Source organism: Brachybacterium sp. J153, assembly GCF_036311905.1.
Taxonomy (GTDB): domain Bacteria; phylum Actinomycetota; class Actinomycetes; order Actinomycetales; family Dermabacteraceae; genus Brachybacterium.
Genome location: NZ_JAZDCH010000026.1, coordinates 1 through 19,735 on the forward strand (window position 1 = coordinate 1; position 19,735 = coordinate 19,735).

At 65.4% G+C, this 19,735-nt stretch carries 16 protein-coding genes, 1 pseudogene and 1 riboswitch; of the genes and pseudogenes, 5 read left to right on the plus strand and 12 right to left on the minus strand.

Annotated elements, in window-relative coordinates:
• Positions 1-1,030, minus strand: a pseudogene (locus V1258_RS12645) (IS3 family transposase); the annotation flags it as partial.
• Positions 1,031-1,520: 490 nt separating this feature from the next.
• Between V1258_RS12645 and V1258_RS12650 the strand changes: the two are divergent.
• The 3 genes from V1258_RS12650 (at position 1,521) to V1258_RS12660 (ending at position 7,170) form a co-directional block, all read left to right on the plus strand.
• Positions 1,521-2,132: a hypothetical protein gene (locus V1258_RS12650; protein ID WP_329750020.1), complete on the plus strand. Its 612-nt coding sequence runs from the start codon at positions 1,521-1,523 to the stop codon at positions 2,130-2,132.
• Entirely contained in the window at positions 2,129-3,586 is a 1,458-nt protein-coding gene (locus V1258_RS12655) for a hypothetical protein (protein WP_329750021.1), read from the plus strand. The genes V1258_RS12650 and V1258_RS12655 overlap by 4 nt, the downstream gene beginning before the upstream one ends.
• A gap of 518 nt (positions 3,587-4,104) precedes the next feature.
• Positions 4,105-7,170 (plus strand): N-6 DNA methylase, encoded by a 3,066-nt coding sequence (locus V1258_RS12660; protein WP_329750022.1) that lies wholly within the window; start codon positions 4,105-4,107, stop codon positions 7,168-7,170.
• A 179-nt stretch (positions 7,171-7,349) separates the two neighbouring features.
• Here the strand turns inward: V1258_RS12660 and V1258_RS12665 are convergent, their stop codons facing one another.
• The 4 genes from V1258_RS12665 to thiC form a co-directional block, all read right to left on the minus strand.
• Positions 7,350-7,565: a helix-turn-helix domain-containing protein gene (locus V1258_RS12665; protein WP_329750023.1), complete on the minus strand. Its 216-nt coding sequence runs from the start codon at positions 7,563-7,565 to the stop codon at positions 7,350-7,352.
• Positions 7,566-7,597: 32 nt separating this feature from the next.
• Positions 7,598-8,431 carry a tyrosine-type recombinase/integrase gene (locus tag V1258_RS12670; protein ID WP_329750024.1) on the minus strand — a complete coding sequence of 278 codons (834 nt, stop codon included), beginning with the start codon at positions 8,429-8,431 and terminating at the stop codon, positions 7,598-7,600.
• A gap of 509 nt (positions 8,432-8,940) precedes the next feature.
• The gene (locus V1258_RS12675; protein ID WP_329750025.1) at positions 8,941-9,681 is read right to left on the minus strand and encodes a DUF429 domain-containing protein; all 741 of its coding nucleotides are present in this window, start codon (positions 9,679-9,681) and stop codon (positions 8,941-8,943) included.
• Positions 9,599-11,338 carry a phosphomethylpyrimidine synthase ThiC gene (thiC, locus tag V1258_RS12680; RefSeq protein WP_329750026.1) on the minus strand — a complete coding sequence of 580 codons (1,740 nt, stop codon included), beginning with the start codon at positions 11,336-11,338 and terminating at the stop codon, positions 9,599-9,601. Before thiC ends, V1258_RS12675 begins: the two co-directional genes overlap by 83 nt.
• A riboswitch (TPP riboswitch) is annotated at positions 11,338-11,448 on the minus strand. Its footprint overlaps the gene before it by 1 nt.
• A 112-nt stretch (positions 11,449-11,560) precedes the next feature.
• On the opposite strand from thiC, the gene V1258_RS12685 reads away from it, so the two are divergent.
• Together V1258_RS12685 and V1258_RS12690 are read left to right on the plus strand one after the other, a co-directional pair.
• On the plus strand, positions 11,561-11,743 hold the full coding sequence (locus V1258_RS12685; RefSeq protein ID WP_329750027.1) for a hypothetical protein: 183 nt from the start codon (positions 11,561-11,563) through the stop codon (positions 11,741-11,743).
• Between the two features lie 27 nt (positions 11,744-11,770).
• Complete coding sequence (locus tag V1258_RS12690) at positions 11,771-12,229, plus strand: hypothetical protein (protein WP_329750028.1); 459 nt, start codon at positions 11,771-11,773, stop codon at positions 12,227-12,229.
• On the opposite strand, the gene V1258_RS12695 is transcribed toward V1258_RS12690, so the two are convergent.
• The 7 genes from V1258_RS12695 to V1258_RS12725 form a co-directional block, all read right to left on the minus strand.
• Positions 12,209-13,138 (minus strand): carbohydrate kinase family protein, encoded by a 930-nt coding sequence (locus V1258_RS12695; RefSeq protein ID WP_329750029.1) that lies wholly within the window; start codon positions 13,136-13,138, stop codon positions 12,209-12,211. The two genes, V1258_RS12690 and V1258_RS12695, sit on opposite strands and share 21 nt — an antisense overlap.
• Positions 13,135-14,544 carry a glycoside hydrolase family 32 protein gene (locus V1258_RS12700; protein ID WP_329750030.1) on the minus strand — a complete coding sequence of 470 codons (1,410 nt, stop codon included), beginning with the start codon at positions 14,542-14,544 and terminating at the stop codon, positions 13,135-13,137. The genes V1258_RS12695 and V1258_RS12700 overlap by 4 nt, the downstream gene beginning before the upstream one ends.
• A 56-nt stretch (positions 14,545-14,600) precedes the next feature.
• Positions 14,601-16,187 (minus strand): sugar ABC transporter substrate-binding protein, encoded by a 1,587-nt coding sequence (locus V1258_RS12705; RefSeq protein WP_329750031.1) that lies wholly within the window; start codon positions 16,185-16,187, stop codon positions 14,601-14,603.
• Between the two features lie 77 nt (positions 16,188-16,264).
• Complete coding sequence (locus V1258_RS12710) at positions 16,265-17,200, minus strand: carbohydrate ABC transporter permease (protein ID WP_329750032.1); 936 nt, start codon at positions 17,198-17,200, stop codon at positions 16,265-16,267.
• 5 nt (positions 17,201-17,205) lie between these two features.
• Positions 17,206-18,015, minus strand: coding sequence for an ABC transporter permease (locus V1258_RS12715; protein ID WP_329750033.1), 810 nt, complete (start codon positions 18,013-18,015; stop codon positions 17,206-17,208).
• 203 nt (positions 18,016-18,218) lie between these two features.
• On the minus strand, positions 18,219-19,232 hold the full coding sequence (locus tag V1258_RS12720; RefSeq protein WP_329750034.1) for a LacI family DNA-binding transcriptional regulator: 1,014 nt from the start codon (positions 19,230-19,232) through the stop codon (positions 18,219-18,221).
• A 323-nt stretch (positions 19,233-19,555) separates the two neighbouring features.
• The gene (locus V1258_RS12725; protein WP_164740364.1) at positions 19,556-19,720 is read right to left on the minus strand and encodes a hypothetical protein; all 165 of its coding nucleotides are present in this window, start codon (positions 19,718-19,720) and stop codon (positions 19,556-19,558) included.
• Positions 19,721-19,735 lie beyond the last annotated feature (15 nt).

Below are 19,735 nucleotides of genomic sequence, written 5' to 3' on the forward strand. Positions count from 1 at the left end.
TTCCAGTCGCCGATGACGACCTGGGCGTGCAGCAGTGAGTAGAAGCTGTTGATGTTCAAGCACTCGTCGCGCAGGCGGGAGTTGAACGACTCGACGTAGCCGTTGAGCCACGGCGAGCCGGGCGGGATGTACGACAAGCCGGTGCGGGTGCCGGCCCAGTCGGCGATCGCCTGGCTGATGAACTCGGGCCCGTTGTCGCTTCTGAGGACCGCGGGCGGGCCGTGCAGCTTGACGAGGTCGTCGAGATGGTCGGTGAGACGGTCGGCGGTGATGGAGCGTTCCACGAGGCCGCCGAGGCAGACCCGGGTGTGCTCGTCCACGATCGACGCGATCTTGATCGGACGCCCGGCCTCGTCGACGTCGAACTGGAAGTCGATGGCCCACACCACGTTCGGGGCGCACGCCTTGGGGGCGTCCGCGGTCGAGGAGCCGATGCGCTTACGGCGACGTTGCTGGGGCACGCGTAGGCCTTCCTCGCGCCATAGCCGCTGGATCTTCTTGTGGTTGACCTGCCAGCCCTCGCCGCGGGCGTCGTGGTACGCGCGCCGGTAGCCCCAGCGGGGGTGCTTCTTCGCGTAACCGCGCAGCCATTCACGCAAGGCGGCGTCGGGGTCGGCGACGGTATCGGCCTTGAGGGTGCGCCGGTAGGCGGACCTGGATAGCCCGGTCAGCCGGCACGCCATCCGCTCGCTCACCCGCATCTTCGCGATGAGGTGAGCGACGGCGGCGCGCCTCCTGCCCGGGCCTAGAAGTTTCCCTCTGCCAGCTCCTTCAGCGCCGCCTTCTCCAGCTCTGCTTCAGCGAGCAGACGCTTGAGGGTGGCGTTCTGCTTCTCGAGCTCCTTGAGGCGCTTGGCGTCGTCGGCCTTGAGCCCGCCGTACTGGTTGCGCCACCGGTAGTACGTCTGTTCCGACACGCCCAGCTCGCGGCACACCGCCGCGACGTCCGCGCCATCGGCCAGCATCCGGTCGGCCTGTCCGAGCTTGCGCACGACCTGCTCAGGCGTGTGCCGCTTCCTCGTGTTCGTCATGATGAGACCAGCCTTCCTGCCCGCAGCAGCGAGCATCAAGACGACTCACACAACGACTGGACCTACATCACGGGGTCAGCCCACTTCCCTGCGGCGCTTCACAGCGCCACAGATCATGTGACACCTACCCGCGCATCAGTCCCGTCTTAATACCGTGAGTCAGAGGACTTCTGGCACAGAACATTATGGCGCACCGTTATGACACAGACCGACCTGCGGCGATCGTCGCTCGCGGCCGGACGCCGACTGTGTGCCACTACCGACCGTTTGAGGCACAGGCGCCAGCGCGGCCCGAGTAGGGCGCTTCTGTCCTCGATGGAGTGCTCCACGCATTGAGGCCAGTACGTCGAGTGGAGCACGTGGGCCGGATCGGTCAGTAGGTGCCCCAGCTGGCGCTTCCCACGTGCATACTCCAGCCAAAACCCTTGGCGCAGCACGACATGCCCCTCGCTCCCAGCTGCTACTTCGAGCATCCAGTAGTGTTCCGGCCATGAGCATTGCTGCTAAGCAGGGGGAGTCTTTGCATGATCTCGGCCGGGAGGGTGCCCGACGTGCCAAGCAGTGGCTTGAGTCAACCTCTAGGGTCGACGCATGCTGGGTTAACCCCGACAAGGGAGCCGTGGAGAAATTGACCTTCGAGTGGCCTCAGGATGGACAGTCGTTCTCCTTTGACCTCGGCGGCAAGCTTAGGTACGGAGCATTCGACGGAAAGCTCTTCTACGCGGAGGTAAAGAAGTACTCCAAGGCTCTTGACCTCGGCACTCATTACAAGGACTTCCTCGCCAAGTGCTATGTCGCCTACCTAGGGGCTCCCCGGTTCGCCGACAACTTTATGTGGGTTTCGTGGGCTCCGCACGCGGCAACAAGCTGGGACGAGCTGACAACCGCCGCGAAAGTCCGAGAATCCGTTGTAGCTAACGCCCACCGAATCTTCCCACCCGCCGCGAAGGTCGACGCACTCGTCGACGACGACACCTGTGCTGCGGTGGCCGAACGACTCTGGATCCTAATCCTCAGCGATAAGCAAGAGGACCTCGTCCCGGCCGTCGAGCACCTCGGTCTTATTCACCAGCACGAGATGCTGAAGGCGGCTGGCCGATGACCACGCTCCAGCAGCACGTGCTCGATGCACTCCTAGATCGGGATCCTCGACAGTCGGAGCACCGGGTAAAAGAAGCGGTCGCAGGCGCCCTGTCGACATTTGACCCAAGTGCGACATTGAAGATCACCACTTACTTTAACCACACATACGCGCCGGACATGATGTTGTCCTGGGGCGAAGTGGAACGACCAGTATTTCTTCGCTTCACCGACAATATCCCCGAGCTCGGCCAGGATATTGCCATGCTCGACAGGCTCGACCCGTTAGTATTCGGGCTCTCGACCCCCAACCTCTCCAATGTCGACGAGAATCGGCTTGACGAGAAAAGCCGTTCGGCCGATGTCCTGCTGACGACTCCCGCTGCAGTCGAGGAACTTACAGAACGCAGAGTTCCCGCTGCGACCGACCGAATGCTACGCAACTCCCTCGCGCACGCTGGCCGCGGTGCGTTGGTAGCCACCTCGGACGCGCGCGCCCTGGCCGACACCTTTACCCGTGGATTCACATCAGCTGCGAGCGGCCAAGTTGCCGAGACGCGCGAGACCCTGAGCACAATCGAACACTACTTTGCCGCCGGCCAGGCACGCCGACTTAATCGCGTCGTCCAGGCGGTGTGGGAGGGTGGCGGATCGCGCCTCGACCAATACCCCGGGGATGCGGAGCTCTCGACCGATGTGGGCAGCCTGCCCCTGCTGTACCTCGTGCAGCTTATGGACACTGAGGATAAGAGCTTCTGGCGAGGAGTGGGGCGCAACCTGACCATCGAGCAACTCTTTGACCTCGCTCGCGCCGACCTCGCCATGACGGACAACTTCCAGCACCTCGTCAATGCCAACCTGGACGTACTTAGGGCACGCGCATGCCAAGTTCTTGACATGCGCCTTCTTGATGCCGACGAACCGCCAGAGTTTAGATGGGGCGTCGACCTCCCCGTCTCCGAGATCCCGCCCGCGCTGATGCTTCGGGGTCCAGGCTTCCATGCCTTCGCTACTCGGAACCGCAAGGAGATAGGACCTCGTTTGAAGAAGGCTGAGCGCGGAGTTTCGGTCCACGATTACATTGAGCGTTCGCAGAGCGCCTCCGTGGCTGCGGTTAATGTCAGCGTGGGCGGTAAGCGCATCGCGCTGAGCGACGACAGTGGCACCACGGACTCCGAGTTCCTCGAGACGGCAACCACAGGCTTGCCGAGTGCGGTTGTGGACAGGGCGACGGTATCCACGCCCACCGGCCGCATCACGGTCGATTTTCCATATGGCACCGGCATTGGTGTCACGAGGAGCGACACGCTCCTAGCACACATCCTGCAGACTACGACCACACTGGTTGTTCCCATGGAGCCCGATGCAAAGGAAAGGCTTGACGCGTTCCTAGCCGTTGCGCCACAGGAGGGAACGCTGGATGAGGACGAGTTCGGCCAGTTCCCGATCGGCGAACTGGACGACGACGAGGACTAATAGTTGCATCAGCCCTGACCGCTCCGATTGATGAACCTATCGCGGCAAGGCACATCCGGCGGGGACGCGGTCGTCTCACACTGAGAATCCCCAAGGCGTGACGCGCTCGATCGACTTTGGGCTACCTGGTAGATCTCGAGACATGCGGGCACTTCTGGAGCGAGCGTCTGCTGGAGCGACTAGGCAAGTACGAGAGCAGCGAGACGTGCAGCCAGTGATGGCGCGGAGAGCGTCAATCTGGGATGTTGGCTCGTGGTCCGCGGTCGAGCTGGCGACGAAGGGCTGGGTCCACTGGTCGAACATCTCCCGGTTCCACAAGGCACTCGGCCTCCGCACTCCAACAGCGGTCGGAGCGGCCTGCATCCACACCACGGCGGCCGCGCCCGCGACCTTGCAACCACGGAACGAAACCCTGGGGCGCTTCAGGAAGAGGTGGAGCATTCCTACTGGTTCCGCTCGACACCCGCATCTTGTGGGTGAGAATGAGAAGTATGACGAGAGTTGCTGCCCTTGACATGATGACCCGCCTGTCCAAGCCGTCGCATGTAGGGCGCACGGAGGCAGACATTCAGTCTGACGTGAAGATGCTGCTAGCCGGGACGAGCTTCGACTTGGACGAGCCCCGTTTGGAAGAGCAGCTTGCCGATGGCACCAAGCGCCGAATCGATGTCGCTGTCGGTGCCACGGTCATCGAGGTCAAGAAGCGTCTGGATACCGAGGTCGCTGCGCAGCCGTATATCGAGCAGCTCGCGGGCTACGTCCGCACCCGCATGGAACAGGAGCAGTCCCGTTACAACGGCATACTTACCGACGGTAAGGCGTGGTGGCTGTATGAGGTAGATCCCTCTACCGATGTGTTCACCCGTCGCTCCGTGTTCACCTTGAACCGCGCGGAGCAGGGCGAGAACCTCATCGAGTGGCTCCAAGCCGTCCTCGCTACGCAGAAGAACCGAAAGCCCACCCAGCGTGCGATCGAGGTGACCATCGGGGCCACTTCGCCCGCTTACGAGCAGGACGCAGCGTACCTCCGCTCCCTGTACGTCTCACTGAGTGATGATCCCACCATCGGGCTCAAGCGAGAACTGTGGGGCCGCCTGCTGCGCTCCGCGCTCGGCACTGGATTCGCTGACGATGACCGGTTGTTCATCGACCACACGCTGCTGGTGCTCGAGGCGATGGCCATCGGCCACGCCGTTATGGGTATCCCCCTCGAATTGGCCGCCAGCGACGTCCCTAGGTTCCTCGATGGCACCGAGTTCGGCAACGCCGGCATCCACGGTGTGATGGAAGCTGGCTTCTTCGACTGGGTGCTCGCAGCCGGTGGCGAGGGAGAGAGGTTCATTTCCCGCCTCATCCGCCGAATCGACGCGTTCGACTGGAGCTCGGTAGAGCACGACGTGTTGAAGCTCTTGTATGAGTCGATCATCAATGCTGCCGCTCGCAAAGGTCTGGGGGAGTACTACACCCCCGACTGGCTCGCTGAAGGCATCGTCGCCAAGGCCGTCACCGATCCGCTGACCCAGAAGGTCTTGGATCCCAGCTGCGGCTCAGGAACCTTCATCTTTCACGCCGTGCGGCGGGTGACCGCTGCTGGTGACGCCGCTGGGTGGGACAACCGTCAGATCGTCGAGCACGTGCAGGGCCACGTGTTCGGTCTGGACATCCACCCCGTATCAATTGTCCTGGCCCGCGTCACCTTTCTCCTTGCTCTTGGAGAGCGCCTCTCTAGCGATCGCGGGGACATCTGGGTGCCAGTGCACTTAGGGGACTCGATCCAGTGGTTCCAGCCCGCCGGCAGCGAGAGCGACGTCATTCGCATAGACACCCGAGGCAACGATCTAACAGTCTCCGAGCACGCCAGTTCTGGCACACTGTTCGACCTTGCACACGTGCTCGCATTTCCCCTATCGAGCATCGATGACGCAGGTACCTTCGACCGCCTCGTCACTGAGCTCACCGATCTCGCCCGCACTCACGTCGACTCCACCGCGAAGAAGCCATCCCCCGATCGCGTTCTGCGCAAGTACGGCATTCCTGACGGCGATGACGCGGAGACGTTGCGTGAGACCTTCCGCCTGCTGGCCGATCTCAACGCGGAAGGGCGAGACAGTATTTGGGGATTCTTCGTCCGCAATCAGGTGCGCCCCCTCTGGCTGTCAATGAAGGCTCGTCGTGCCGACGTCCTCGTCGGCAATCCGCCGTGGGTTTCCTACCGGTACATGACTGCGTCCATGCAGGCGCAGTTTCGCCGATTCAGTGAGGATCGCAATCTCTGGCACGGCAGGAAAATCGCCACCCAGCAGGACCTTGTGGCCTTGTTCATCGTGCGCGCTGCCGAGAAGTACCTCAACGATGGTGGCACCTTCGCGTTCGTCACACCCCTCGCCGTACTCTCACGTCAGCAGTACGAGGGATTTCGCGCGGGCAATTGGGGGCCGAGATTGCGCGGCTCCCTCACGGAGTTGTGGGACCTGGACAAGGTGCGCCCCAAGAATGCCTTGTTCCCCGTGCCTGCCGCTGTCATATTCGGGCACCGCAACTCTCGAGAGCTCGGCATCGACCGGCCCGATGTTCCCCACGGGACCACGGGCACCAAGCAAATCCTCAGCGGCCTGCGGGACGTCAGCGGCTGGGAAGCCACTAGGGAGAATCTCACCCTCACCCCAGCTCCTAATCAAGAGATCGGCCCTGTGGACGAAGCCGGCTCTCCCTACCGAGGGAGCGTCGTAAATGGCGCCACTATCTATCCCCGCAGCCTATTCTTTGTCACCGAGGAAGCGACCCAGAATCGGCTCGGCATGTCGGCCGGACGCGTTAGTTACCGCTCCATGCGGTCCGCTCAGGAGAAGGTGCCGTGGAAGGACCTCCCTGACCTAACTGGCGTAATCGACCGGCGGTTCATTTTTGATGTACACCTTGGATCCACTATCACTCCCTTCCGTACTCTTAACCCGTGGCGCGCAATTCTTCCGGTCGAACGCGACGCTGTGATTTCGGAGGAGAAGATTCCTCACAGCGACCGAGCATTAACGCAATGGTGGGATGCCGCCAATGCCGCGTGGACGCAGAATAGAGCAGCCGCTACGAAACTGACCCTCTGGGAACAGCTCAATTACCAGAACAAGCTCGGGAGGCAGCTCGGCGCCCCTTCGCAGCGGGTCGTGTACAGCAAGTCGGGAACCAAGCTCGCCGCCGCCCGTATCACGGATCCTCACGCAGTCATTGATCACAAGCTCTACTGGATACCCGCGCGCAACGAGGGCGAAGCCCGGTACCTCACAGCTGTGTTAAACGCGCCCGTCACCACCGAGACAGTCGAGGTGTACCAGTCCCGAGGTTTGCTGGGAGCACGCGACTTCGACACCTATGTATGGCGCCTGCCGATTCCCACTTTTGACGCGAGCAACGGCCTCCACTCCGAGCTATCAGTCCTGGCTCGCCGGGCCGAAGACTTAGCGGCGCAATTGGACCTCATGGATATGGGCTTCCAGAAAGCTCGCAAGGTTGTCCGTGCCGCCCTGATTGAGGCCGGCATTCAGGCTGAGCTAAATGCAGCAGTGAAAGAGCTCTTCGCGGAAGACTGATATCCCACACTGCGATAAGGCTGTGCGGTATATAGCACGGGCGGCGAATGTGCCAATCCCATCGGCAGCTGTCCAGGCATGCCTCACGTGTTTCACGGCAATAGTGGCAGTCAAGGCTAACCTGGTGCTAATTCTTCTACCAGGCTCAAAGTATGTGGCGGGTAGAACTAGCTAAGCGATCATGAGCTTTGACGCTGCTGATGGTACGCGCGCTGGATAAAAGCTTCGAGTTCCGAGCATTCAATGCGCCAGAGTCCTCGCCCTCCGACGCGAATCGCCCGAAGCTCGCCGGTGCGAACTAGTGAGTACGCTTGGGCGCTACTTATCGCGAGTACTTCACGCACCTCCTCAAGTGTGATGAAACGACGCTCCAAGACCTTCGGCTGATTCGCCATCGTGTGGACTCCGTTCTCCCGGTGGGCCCTGGTTAGGCAACTAGGCTGATGCCATCGACGACGGATCGCGCCTGTGCGGTATCGAGGCCAACGTAGATGGCGGTGGTCTCCGGCTTGGAATGGCCCATGAGCGTCTGCACCAACAGTAAGTCGTGCGAGTTTCTGTACGACTCAGTGGCGAAGCGGTGGCGCAAAGTGTGAGCGCTCCAGTTTCCTGGAAGAGCCTCGTTGACGAGCTCCCCTACTCGCACCGGCTGCAGGTGCGTGTCGGCGTACCGGCCTTTGGATGGGAAGAGCCAGGGGATCTCGGGAGAGACTTGGTCGAACTGGCGCGACAAGGCTGCCGCAGCAGCTGACGTGAGGGGGACTGTTCGCTCACGTCGGCCCTTTCCATGCACGATGAGGGACGTGCCGGCCCGCTCGTCGATGACGTCGGGACGGGCCACGACCGCGATCTCCGCGCGCCGTAGGCCTGCCTCGGCGGCCAGCGTGATCATGGCTCGAACTCTGGTGTCGGACGCGAACAGGGCCTTACGGATGATCGGGTCCGGGCACGGCCTGGGAAGGGGCTTGGGCGACCGGGCCGGCGGGAATAGGGCGAGAGGGTCGGCGATGATTCTTCCAGTGCGGTGGAGCCAGGTCGTCCAGATGCGCAGGGAGGTGCGCGCACTTCGACGTGTCGCGGCCTTCCAACGCGGATTCGCTAGGTAGGCAACCAGCCATTCCAGATCGAGCGGGTCTGTCTCGGCGGGCACTCCGTTGAGGTAGCGCCGGACGTGATACTCGCGGAGTCCCACAGTCGTCTCGGACCGCTCTGAGGCGCGAAGCCAAGCGGTCCAGAGAGGCAGCTGTGCGATGACGTCCATGCTGCCCACAGTGCCCAACCGTCCAAGCTCGTATCCAGGGGTTAGGCCACTATGGGGATAACTGGGGTGTGGGGAGGAGAGGAGCTGCGGGGGTGGCGCTATGGCGTCGGCTCCGTTGAGGAGCTCATCCAAGAGTCACCCAACCATGGTGCGTCGGCCTCGGCTTTTGCCGAAGTCGACCTCGATCACCGCGCCAGCTTCCCGTCCCTCGAGACTCTTAATCAGCGGTTCTGACGCCCGGCGTATTCTGCGGGCAGAAATGCGCGGCGTGCCGCATTCGTTTCTGTCGCTTGGTCGGACCGAGACACTGTTTCGTTTTCCATGCTTGTCGTTCGAGGATTCTGTGGAAGATTGACTCGAAGGAGCACACGGTGGCCGCGCCCACGTCCGAGACGATCACGACGGGGCCACCGCGCTACACTACTATCGGGGACTCAACTTCGTGCGAAACGGGATTGCCGTGGGCGGGCGACAAAGCTCAGTCGTCTGCCATCGGCGGCGCGGGATTCTCAATCCTGCGCGGGCAACCAGATCCATCCCTCGTCCGCCGCGGCTGCGGTGAGCTCGGTAGGCGGAGAGACCGCCCGGCCGTGCAACACCTCGCGCGCGACGACCGCGGCGATCACCGCGTCCAGCGCGTCGTCGCTTGTTGCGCACAGGCCCTGGTGCCCTGCCCAATCGAGCCACGGCCAGCGTGCGTCGAGCGCTTCGACGAGCTCGCCGCGCTCCTGTGATCCCTTCGCCTTCTTGTAGCGCACGGCTCCGAAACCCCATGCGGCCAGAGCGGCGCCCGGGTAGACCTCGCAGGCGACGCCGGTGCCGTCGAGCGGGGTGGGGGCGCCCTGCTCCCGCAGTCGCGCCGCGATAGCCGCCCAGCGGATGGCCGGGTAGGCGATCTTGTCCGCCGCGATGCTGAGCGGCGTCTTGCCGACGAGGCGGCGCACCTCGAGATCCGTCCTCCGGTAGAGAACGTCGCGGCGCCAGACCGGTCCGGTGTCCTCCGGGACGGCGAGGTCACCGGAGTGATGCCCGCCGACCGTGGGGAAAGCCGGCCGGCCCCGGGCCGATGACCGGCCGGCGGCCGGGTGCGACGGCGACTGTGCATGCCCCCGCCCCCGGCCGTCGAGCCCCGCGCGCGCCGCGGCGCGCTCCGCGGGCGGACGGGGATCAGAACTGCGGCGTCGGCAGGTACACGGTGCTGCCGTGCTCGCGGAACTCCCGCGACTTCTCGGCCATGCCCTCCTGGGCAATCCGCTCCTGGGAGGCGGCGTCGCCGTAGGTGTCGCGGATGTCCTGCGAGATCCTCATCGAGCAGAACTTCGGCCCGCACATGGAGCAGAAGTGCGCGGTCTTCGCGGGCTCGGCCGGCAGGGTCTCGTCGTGGTACTCCTCGGCCAGCTGCGGATCCAGCGAGAGCCCGAACTGGTCCCGCCAGCGGAACTCGAAGCGGGCCTTCGACAGGGCGTCGTCTCGCTCGCGGGCTCCGGGATGTCCCTTCGCGACATCGGCCGCGTGAGCGGCGATCTTGTACGTGATCACCCCGGTCTTCACGTCATCGCGATCCGGGAGCCCCAGGTGCTCCTTCGGCGTGACATAGCAGAGCATCGCGGTGCCGTAGCGGGCGATCTCCGTCGCGCCGATGGCGGAGGTGATGTGGTCGTAGGCCGGCGCCACGTCGGTGACCAGCGGGCCGAGCGTGTAGAACGGCGCGCCGTCGCACAGTTCCTGCTGGCGCTCCACGTTCTCGCGCACCAGGTGCAGCGGCACGTGCCCCGGGCCCTCGACCATCACCTGCACGTCGTACTCCCACGCCCGATGGGTCAGCTCGGCGAGGGTGTCGAGCTCGGCGAACTGCGCGGCGTCGTTCGCATCGGCGAGGCAGCCGGGCCGCAGCCCGTCGCCGAGGGAGAAGGAGACGTCGTAGCGGGCGAAGATCTCGCACAGCTCGTCGAAGTGCTCGTAGAGGAAGTTCTCCCGGTGCCGGGCCAGGCACCAGCCGGCCAGGATCGAGCCGCCGCGCGAGACGATCCCCGTGACCCGGTTCGCCGTCAGCGGCACGTAGCGCAGCAGCACCCCGGCATGGATCGTCATGTAGTCCACGCCCTGCTCGCACTGCTCGATCACGGTGTCCCGGAAGATCTCCCAGGTCAGCGCGTTCGCGTCCCCGTTCACCTTCTCGAGCGCCTGGTAGATCGGGACGGTCCCGATGGGCACCGGGGAGTTGCGCAGGATCCACTCGCGGGTGGTGTGGATGTCGTCCCCGGTGGAGAGGTCCATGACGGTGTCGGCGCCCCAGCGAGTGGCCCACTCGAGCTTGGAGACCTCCTCGGCGATCGAGGAGGTCACCGCCGAATTACCGATGTTCGCGTTGACCTTCACCAGGAAGCTGCGTCCGATGATCATCGGCTCCGCCTCGGGATGGTTCACGTTCGCGGGGATGATCGCGCGGCCCGCCGCGACCTCGCTGCGCACCAGCTCCACGTCGCAGCCCTCCCGCAGCGCGACATAGCGCATCTCCGGGGTGATCTCGCCGCGACGGGCGTAGTGCATCTGGGTGACGCGCCGGCCCGGGAGGGAGCGCAGAGGGGGCCGGGTCTCGCCGCGCCACTCGGCGCTGGCCTCGCCGCGGCGCACCGCCTCGCGCCCGTCGTCGGACAGATCGCGGGCCCGGCCCGCGTACTCCTCGACGTCGCCGCGGCCCCGGATCCACTCCTCGCGCAGCGGCGGCAGGCCCTCCTCCGGGACGCAGCCGGGGCCGGCGGTGCGGTACACCTCCAGCGGCGGGTTGGCCGTCCCGTCGGGGGAGGGGTCCTGGGCGATGCGGGTGACGGGCACCCGCAGGCCGTGCGCGGGGTCCTCGAGATGGCCGAGGCTGTGGGTGGGGTAGTTCTCAGGGCGTGCAGACATGCAGTCGCTCTCCTTCTTCCTTCGCCGGCATGACCCGGGGCAGGTTCGGTCGGTGCTCGAACCGCGACAGTTCGATCTCAGCCCGTTGCGACGGGCACCCGAGGGATCGGCGAAGACCGTAGCAGACGCATGCGGTCGCGTCCGAGGCGTCCGCGACGGCCGCCGGACCGCCACGCAGGGGTTCCTCGTCGACGAATACCGTGAGGTGATCCCCCGCACCGCGTGCTCGAGCTGGATCAGAACCTGTGCGTGCCCCGCAGCGGGCGGGGGACGCGCCTCGGGCAGGCCCAGCGGCGGGAGGTGTGGGCGATCGTCGAGGCGACCTGGGAGTTTAACGGTGCAGACGCAGTGATCGCGCTTCGGCTGCGGGCCGCCGCGGGGTGGGTCCCGGAGGTCGGCGTCTAGGGCGGGCGGATCCCGCAGCTTCGTGACGTGGTCTTCTTACCGCTTACCGCGATCGGTGACGGTGGCATACCGGAGGAGAGGAGCACGGCCGAGGCGCTGAGCGGCGGCGTCGAGTCGATGCTCGCGTACGACGAACTGCTGGCTCGCAGCGCGCTCGCGGGGGTGCAGTTCCCCCGAGAGTACGAGGGAGTGCTCTCGACCGCGGCGACCGAGGTGTCCGAGGGTGCACTGGCCCGCGGCGAGCTGGCTCGCTGGGAGGACCTCGACCTCTACGAGATCGTCGCTCGGCCGGAGTTGGCGACCTGGCGCACGCCTCGACGCAGCTACGTCTGGTCCTTCGCCGAGCCCTTCGACGAGGACTTCAGTCGGGCGCCCTGCTCGCCGGACGGCCGGCTCCGTTGGTGTGTCGCCGAGGTCGGCCTGCGCGTCAGGCGCGGTCACCGCCTCACCCGTCACGTCGTCCGTCTAGGGCAGGATCTGCGCTGAGCTCCCGACCAGTTCCTCGAGGAACGGCGGCTCCGCCCCGCGTCGTCCCACAGTGATCGCGGCGCTGCGCAGAGCGGTTGCGGCCCATGACTCTGCGGCCTGCTGAGGGACGGCGCCGTCGCGGATTTCCTGATCCGCGTCGGCGGTGAGGATCGCAAAGAGCAGGCCCGACATGAACGCATCGCCCGCCCCGATGGTGTCGGCGACGGTGACCGGCAGCGCCGGGATCTCGGCGGTCCAGTGCGGGGTGCTGAGCGTGCAGCCCTGGGCGCCACGGGTTACGACGAACAGCGCCACCCCCGACGCGTGCATCCGGTCCGCGACATCGACGAGGGGCTCGGCGGGATACAGCCACTCGAGGTCCTCATCGCTCATCTTCACGACGTGCGCCCGGTCGGCGAAGCGCTCCACCCGGCTGCGGATGCCGGCCACAGGCAGGCCGAGCGACGGCCGGACGTTCGGGTCGAAGCTGAGGAGCGTGCCCGGGTGTGCAGCGGAGAGTGCTGCCTCTACTGCGGCGGCGCCCGGCTCGATCGCCGTCGCCAGCGAACCGGTGTGGACGAGGCGCACCGGGTCGAGCCGGATCTCCCCGGGGTCCCATTCGATGTCGAAGCGGTAGGTCGCCGCGCCATCCGGACCGATCTGCGCCTCGGCGGTCGACGTCCTCTCCGGGGGCTCAGTGCCGGCCTCGCGCAGCCTCACGCCCGACTGCTCGAGGTGCTCGCGCAGAGCGTCGCCGTTCACGTCGGTGCCCAGGCGGGTAAGCAGCTCGGCGGGGACTCCGAGCCGCGCGAGACCCACGGCGACGTTCGCGGGACTGCCCCCGGGCCGAGACCGCACCGTGCCGTCCTCTTCGTGGACGATGTCGGTCAGAGCCTCCCCGATGACCAGAGCGGTGGGCTCGCTCATGCCGCGGGTTCGGTGAGGACGGTGACCGTGCGAGCACCTGGGAAGATCTGCTGGGAGATCAGGGCGCGGCCACCGTCGAGCTCGAGGTCCACGCACGAGCGGTCGACGACGAGATCGAAGGCGACCGTGGCCCCGGCCCGTGCCGAAGCGTAGGGCTGGGAGTGCGTGTGCTCGGGGGCGAACGGCTCCTCATGCGCGCTGCTGCGATCCAAGGAGACGTGCCCCTCGGAGTCGATGGCGAGCACCAGATCGCGATCACGCCCGCCGTCGCCGAAACGCAGCACCAGCCGGTGCGCGGAGGCGGTGGGCAGCTCTCCGCGCAGCCGGAACGGCTCCTCCGCATCAAGATCCGCCAGCACCGCGGAGGCTGCCGGCACCTCGAGATCGAGCGTCCGGATCTCCTCGGGGATGACCAGGTGCTGGATCACCTGGAGCGTGCCGTCGGCCGCCCGCTCGAGGTGGAGCGTACGGGGGAGCGTCATCGACGAGCGCCACGGACTGGTCGGGGTCTGCTCCGCGTAGGCCCAGTTGTTCATCCAGCCCAGGAGCACCGGATCCCCCTCGACACCGGAGAAGGAGACCGCGGCATAGCAGTCCGGGCCGAGGTCCAGCGGCTGCGGCGTCGTCTCGGCCGTGAAGCGGCGACCGTCGAAGCGCCCGATCAGACTGTAGGTGCCGGAGCCGCCGGCCGGGCCGCCGGGATTGGTGCTGAGCACGAGGACCCATGAGTCCTCCCCGCCGTCAGGGCTCGGCACGCGCAGCAGATCGGGGCACTCCCAGATGCCGCCATCGAGACCTGGGTGGGTGAACACGGAGATGGGCTCCCAGGCCAGCAGATCATCAGAGGCATGGAAATGGACGCTGTGGTCGAGGGCCTCGACCGCGACCATGATCCAGCGGCCGCTCTCCCGGTGGAAGAACACCTTCGGGTCGCGGAAGTTCTCCGAATCACGAGTGAGAACGGGATTGTCCGCATAGAAGGTCCAGGTCGCGCCGTCGTCCTGGGAGTAGGCGATCGACTGGGCCTGTATGCCCGGCGTCGTGGGATGGGTCTGCGTGAAGGCGCTGGTGTAGAACGCGACGAGCGGGCCCTCTCCCCCGGGGGTGCCGAGGCCGGAGGTGTTCTCGTGATCGTGGACGATGCTTCCGGAGAAGATCATCTCCGTCTCGGAGAAGGGCAGTGCGACGGGCAGGTTGGTCCAGGTCGCCAGGTCGCGCGAGATCGCGTGACCCCAGGACATGTTGCCCCACGTGCTCCCGAGAGGATTGTTCTGGAAGAACGCGTGCCACATGCCCTTGTGCCGGATGAGGCCGTTGGGGTCGTTCATCCAGGTGTCCTCCGCGGTGAGATGGAACCTCGGGCGGTGGATGTCGGTGAGCGCAACGGGCGATGAAGTCGAGTTCATGATCTCTCTCGGGAGGCGGGTAGGGCAGGAGTCGTGGCTCCGAGGCGTCGGGGGCGTCAGGAGTTCGCGGTGAAGCGGTCGTAGGCGGCCTGGTAGACCTCGATCACCTCGGGCAGGCCGATCGTCTCCAGCTGGTTGACGTAGGCGTCCCACTCCTCCTCGATGCCGCCCCGCACGATCCAGGTGGCGATCTTCTCGGTGACCAGGGTGCTGATGTCGGTCTCGATGGTGCTGATCCGATTCAGCTCATCGACCGAGAGCATCACCGGCGGGTACTTCTCGTTGGCGCGGTGGGGCTCGTAGAACTCGGCGATCTGGGCCTGGCGCTCGGCGGCGCGCGGCTCGGCCAGCACGACCGTCTCGAAATCCTGCGCCGTGATGATCTTCGGGCCGCCCGGGGCGACCTTCACGCGGCGCTCCTGCTCGGTCTCGCCCTCGCCGACGGGGATCTGCTCGAGCAGACCGTCCTCGTTGATCTGCTGCGAGACCCCGATCGGTCCCCAGTTGGCCTGTGCGCTCATCACCGGATCGAAGAGCATGTCCGCCCAGCGCAGAGTGGCCGCAGCGTACTGGTTGGTGCGAGTGATCGCGAAGGCGCCGCGGTTGATCTCCTGGTTGTTGGCGACGCAGGCACGCTGGACACCATCCGGGCCCGGGAAGATCGGCACGATCGCGTAGTTTCCCGCACGCTCGGGCCCGACCACCTCAGGGACCTCCCAGAAGTAGAACGACCCCAGGGACTGCGGCTCCGCCTTGCCCTTGGCGACGAACTTGACGTAGTCCTGAGAGAAGGCCTCCTGGTCGATGAGGCCCTCGCCGTACCAGGTGTGCAGCTCCGCGATCGCGTCGCGGAAGCCGTCAGTGTTCGCCGTGAAGAGGACCTTCCCGTCCTGCACGATGCGATGGTCGGGGTTGTCGGCCTGGCCGCCGATCGCCGCGATCAGGTCGGCGATGCCCCCGACGTCGAGGAAGGACAGCGGGAGGACCCCGCTGGGCCCGTTCTCCTTGAAGGTCAGCAGCGCCTGGTGGTACTCCTCGACCGTGGTGGGCATCTCGAGATCGTGCTCCGCGAGCCAGTCCGTGTTGATGAACAGCATGCTTGGGAACTCGACCAGCCCCATCTCCTCCACGGAGGGCAGGGTGTAGATGTGGCCGTCCGACGCCGTGATCGCGGCCTTGATGTCCGGACGCTCCGCGAGGATCCCCGCCAGGGTGGGGGCGTGCTCCTCGATCATGTCCTCCAGAGCGATCAGGGTGCCATTGGCCCCGTACTTGGCGACCTCGGCATCGGAGAGCCCGGTGTTGAAGAGGGCGTCGGGGAGCTCACCGCTGGCCAGCAGCAGGTTCTTCTTCTCGCCCCAGACCTCGTCGGGCTCGTTGTTCCAGGCGATCTCGATCCCGGAGTCAGCGCTCCAGGTCTGGACCAGCTCCATCGACTCGTAGTCCGGTGCGAGCGGAGACTTCGCGCCGCCGAAGGTGAGGGTCAGCTCCTCCGTCACGATCGGCAGGCCCGAGTCGGTCAGTCCGACCTCGGAGGAGAGGTCATCGGTGGTGCGCTCCGAGGGGCGGGAACAGCCAGCGACGCCCAGCATCGTGACTCCGAGGGCGGTGGCTGAGAGGGTGAATCGACGACGAGAAAGCATGACGGAACTCCTTTGTAACGGTGTGCATTGTGGGTGGGACGGAGCGGGAGAAGCGGAGCGAGGCAGGCGGCGACGTGTCAGCTCTTCAGGGCACCGAGCGTCGCGCCCTTGATGAAGTGGCGCTGGAGGAAGGGGAAGGCGATGAGCAGCGGGATCGTGGAGACGACGATCATCGAGTACTTGAGCAGCTCGCCCATCCTCTGCGCAGCGGCGGTGCTGTCCATCGAAGCCATGTCCATCCCGGAGGAGGAGGCCTGGGACTGGATGAGGACATTGCGCAGGATGAGCTGCAGCGGATACTTCGATTCGTCGTTCAGATAGATCATCGCGTCGAAGAACGCGTTCCAGTTCGCCACCAGATGGATCATCACCATCAGGACGATGAGCGGCTTCGACAGCGGTATCGCGATCCCGAAGAAGAAGCGGAAATCGGACGCGCCATCGAGCTGCGCGGCTTCCCGCAGCTCCGGGGAGAGGTTCTGCTCGAGGAACGTGCGCGCGATGATCAGGTTCCACACGCCCACGGCTCCGGGCAGCACCACCGCCCACAGGGTGTTGAGCATGCCCAGTTCCTTGACCACGAGGTACCGGGCGATCATGCCGCCGTCGAAGAACATCGTGATCACGAACAGGATCATGAACAGGTTGCGCCCGGGCATGTCCCTCCTGCTCAGCGCGTAGGCGCCGGTGAGGATCATCGCCACGCTGAGCGTGGTGCCCACCACGGTGTAGAGGACGGAGTTCGCGAATCCGCGCACGATCGTGGACGTGCCGAAGATCGTCAGGTACCCGTCGAAGGTGACGCCCCGGGGGAAGAGGATGACCTTGCCCTGCTGGACCAGGTTCGGGTCGGAGATCGAGGCGATCACGATGAAGTAGAGCGGGTAGATGATCGCGATGATCGACAGACCGATCAGACCGTAGGTGACCAGTACGAACAGAGGATCGGCCAGCCGTCGGTGGAAGGGCTCTCGGCGCAGCGAGTTCTTGGCGGGGGACAGAATGCTCGACATGTTCATCACCACAGGCTCGACTGGTTGGCCTTCTTCGCGACCCAGTTGAAGGTCAGGAGGAGAAGGAGATTGAGGACGGAGTTGAACAGCCCGATCGCTGCGGAATAGCTGAACTGGGCGTTCTGCAGGCCGGTCTTGTAGACGTAGGTGTTGATGACCTCGGAGGTGGGGAGATTGAGGTCCGTCTGCATGAGGTAGACCTTCTCGAAGCCGAGGTTGAAGATGTTCCCCACTGCGAGGATGAACAGAATCGTGATCACCGGGAGAATGCCCGGAATATCGATGTGCCGGATCCGCTGGAAGCGGTTCGCGCCGTCCATACGGGCGGCCTCGTGCAGTGAGGGGTCAATCGCCGTCAGCGCTGCGAGGTAGATGATCATCGAGAAGCCGGCGTTCTGCCAGATGTCCGAGCCGATGTACAGGGGTCGGAACCACTCCGGGCTGCCCATGAAGTAGATCGGATCTCCGCCCAGGAGCGAGATCGCGTGGTTGACCATGCCAGAGCTGGGCGAGAACAGCAGGTGGATCATGCCCACGACGACCACGACCGAGATGAACGAGGGCGCGTAGAGCACGGTCTGCGTGAAACGCTTGAACCGTTCGCTGGGCAGCTGGTTCACGATCAGCGCGAGGATGATGGGGACGGGGAACGCCACCAGCAGCCCGACGGTGTTGATCGTCAGGGTGTTCGCGACGAGCCGTTCGAACTGGAACGAGTTCACGAAGGCGACGAAGTGGTCCAGCCCCACCCACGGGCTCCAGAAGAACCCGTCGACCGGGTTGTAATCGCGGAACGCGATCTGGGCGCCGTACATCGGCCAGTACTTGAAGACGAAGAGGTAGATCAGCGACGGCGTCAGTAATACGTATAACTGCCAGGCGTGAAAAACGCGGACCGGGAGTCGCCGTTTCGCGCGCGGGGGAGGCGTTTTGTTTGGTGACGCGGCGACTTCGGCACCGTGGTCAGCGGTGACCGGGTGCGCGTTGTCGGCCACATCGACAGCGGGTGAAGGAGACATCATCGTCCTTTCAGAGGGGCAACGGACTGGCGATGGATGACGGGACAGTGGATCAGGTGGACCTCCGCCGGAGCGTCTGCATCGAGCACGAGAGCGGCCGCACGATCGCCCATCTCGGCGAAGGGCAGGCGAACGGTGGTCAGCGGCGGATGGAAGAAGTCGCGCAGCAGATCCTGATCGTCGAAGCCCACGATCGACACGTCCTCGGGGATCCGCAGACCGAGCTCGGCAAGGGCCTGGTACGCGCCGAGAGCGCTGCGGTCGTTGCCGCAGAAGATGGCTGTCGGGGGCTCATCGAGGCTCATCAGGTGCCGGGAGGCCTCGAACCCGGAGCGCTGCACTCCTTCGCCCCGGTAGACGAGGTCCGGGTCCGGATCGATGCCCGCCTCGCGCAGAGCTCGCTCGTACCCCTCGCGCCGCCCGCGCGCCGCAGGCAGGACATCATGGATGTTGATCATCGCGATCCGGGTGTGCCCGGCATCGAGCAGGACCTTCGTCGCCTCGTACCCACCGGTGACCTCGTCCGGCGTGACGCTCGGGACCCTGTTGTCCCGCTCTCGGGCGTTCAGGCATACCGCCCGCGTGCTGAGTGCTGCTGCCGGGATCTCCACCTCGCGGTGATACATGGCGGTGTAGATGACTCCGCGCACGCGGTGCGAGAGCATCGTCCCGATCGCTGCACTCTCGAGGGCGTCGTCGCCACCGGTGTCGATGGTCATGAGCATGTGGTCGTCCTGCCAGGCGCGGTCCTGGGCGCCCTTGATGAGCATTCCCGAGAAGGGCGCGGTGGCGACCTCGTCGCCCACCAGCCCGATGATCTCGGCCACGCCTGTCTTCAGGCTCTTCGCCTGGAGGTTGGGGTGGTAATCGAGGTCCGTCGCGGCGTCCCGCACGCGCTGCGCCGTAGTCTCCGAGGCGCGCCCTGCGTACGACCCGCTGAGGACGATGGACACCACGGCCTGGGAGACGCCGGCGGCTGCGGCGACGTCATTCATGGTCGGGCGTTGCGCCATCTCTCGCACCTCCGGATCTCGTCGATCGTCGCCTCGGACCGGTCACGTCCACGCTGGCGTTATTCGTATGACGCAGATCGTGGATCACGCAGCCCCTCCTGTCAAGCGCTGTGCGGATCTCGGTCTCCCACGCGCCGCAGGACGAGTGGTACGACTACGAGCACAACACCGTCGGCTTCGCGGGCGACGGCGAGTCCGACTGCCCGATCCTCGACCCCTTCGTCGCCGATGACGAGGTGCAGATGTGGGTCACGATCGGCGGGAGCGTCACCTACGTCACGCAGATCGGTGGCAGCACCACGGTGCCCCAGGGGCCGGCGGCCTCAGCGCCCCAGCAGGCGGGCGAAGAAGCCCTTCTCCGGGGCCACCTCGGCGTGGCCGGGGCAGCGGTCAGCGGGGCGGACGTCCTTCATGACCTGGTCGACGTGCTGGCCGCAACCGGCCCAGGTGGTCTTGCCGCAGGTGTTGCAGGTGGTGGCTCGGCACATGGAGTGCTCCTTCGA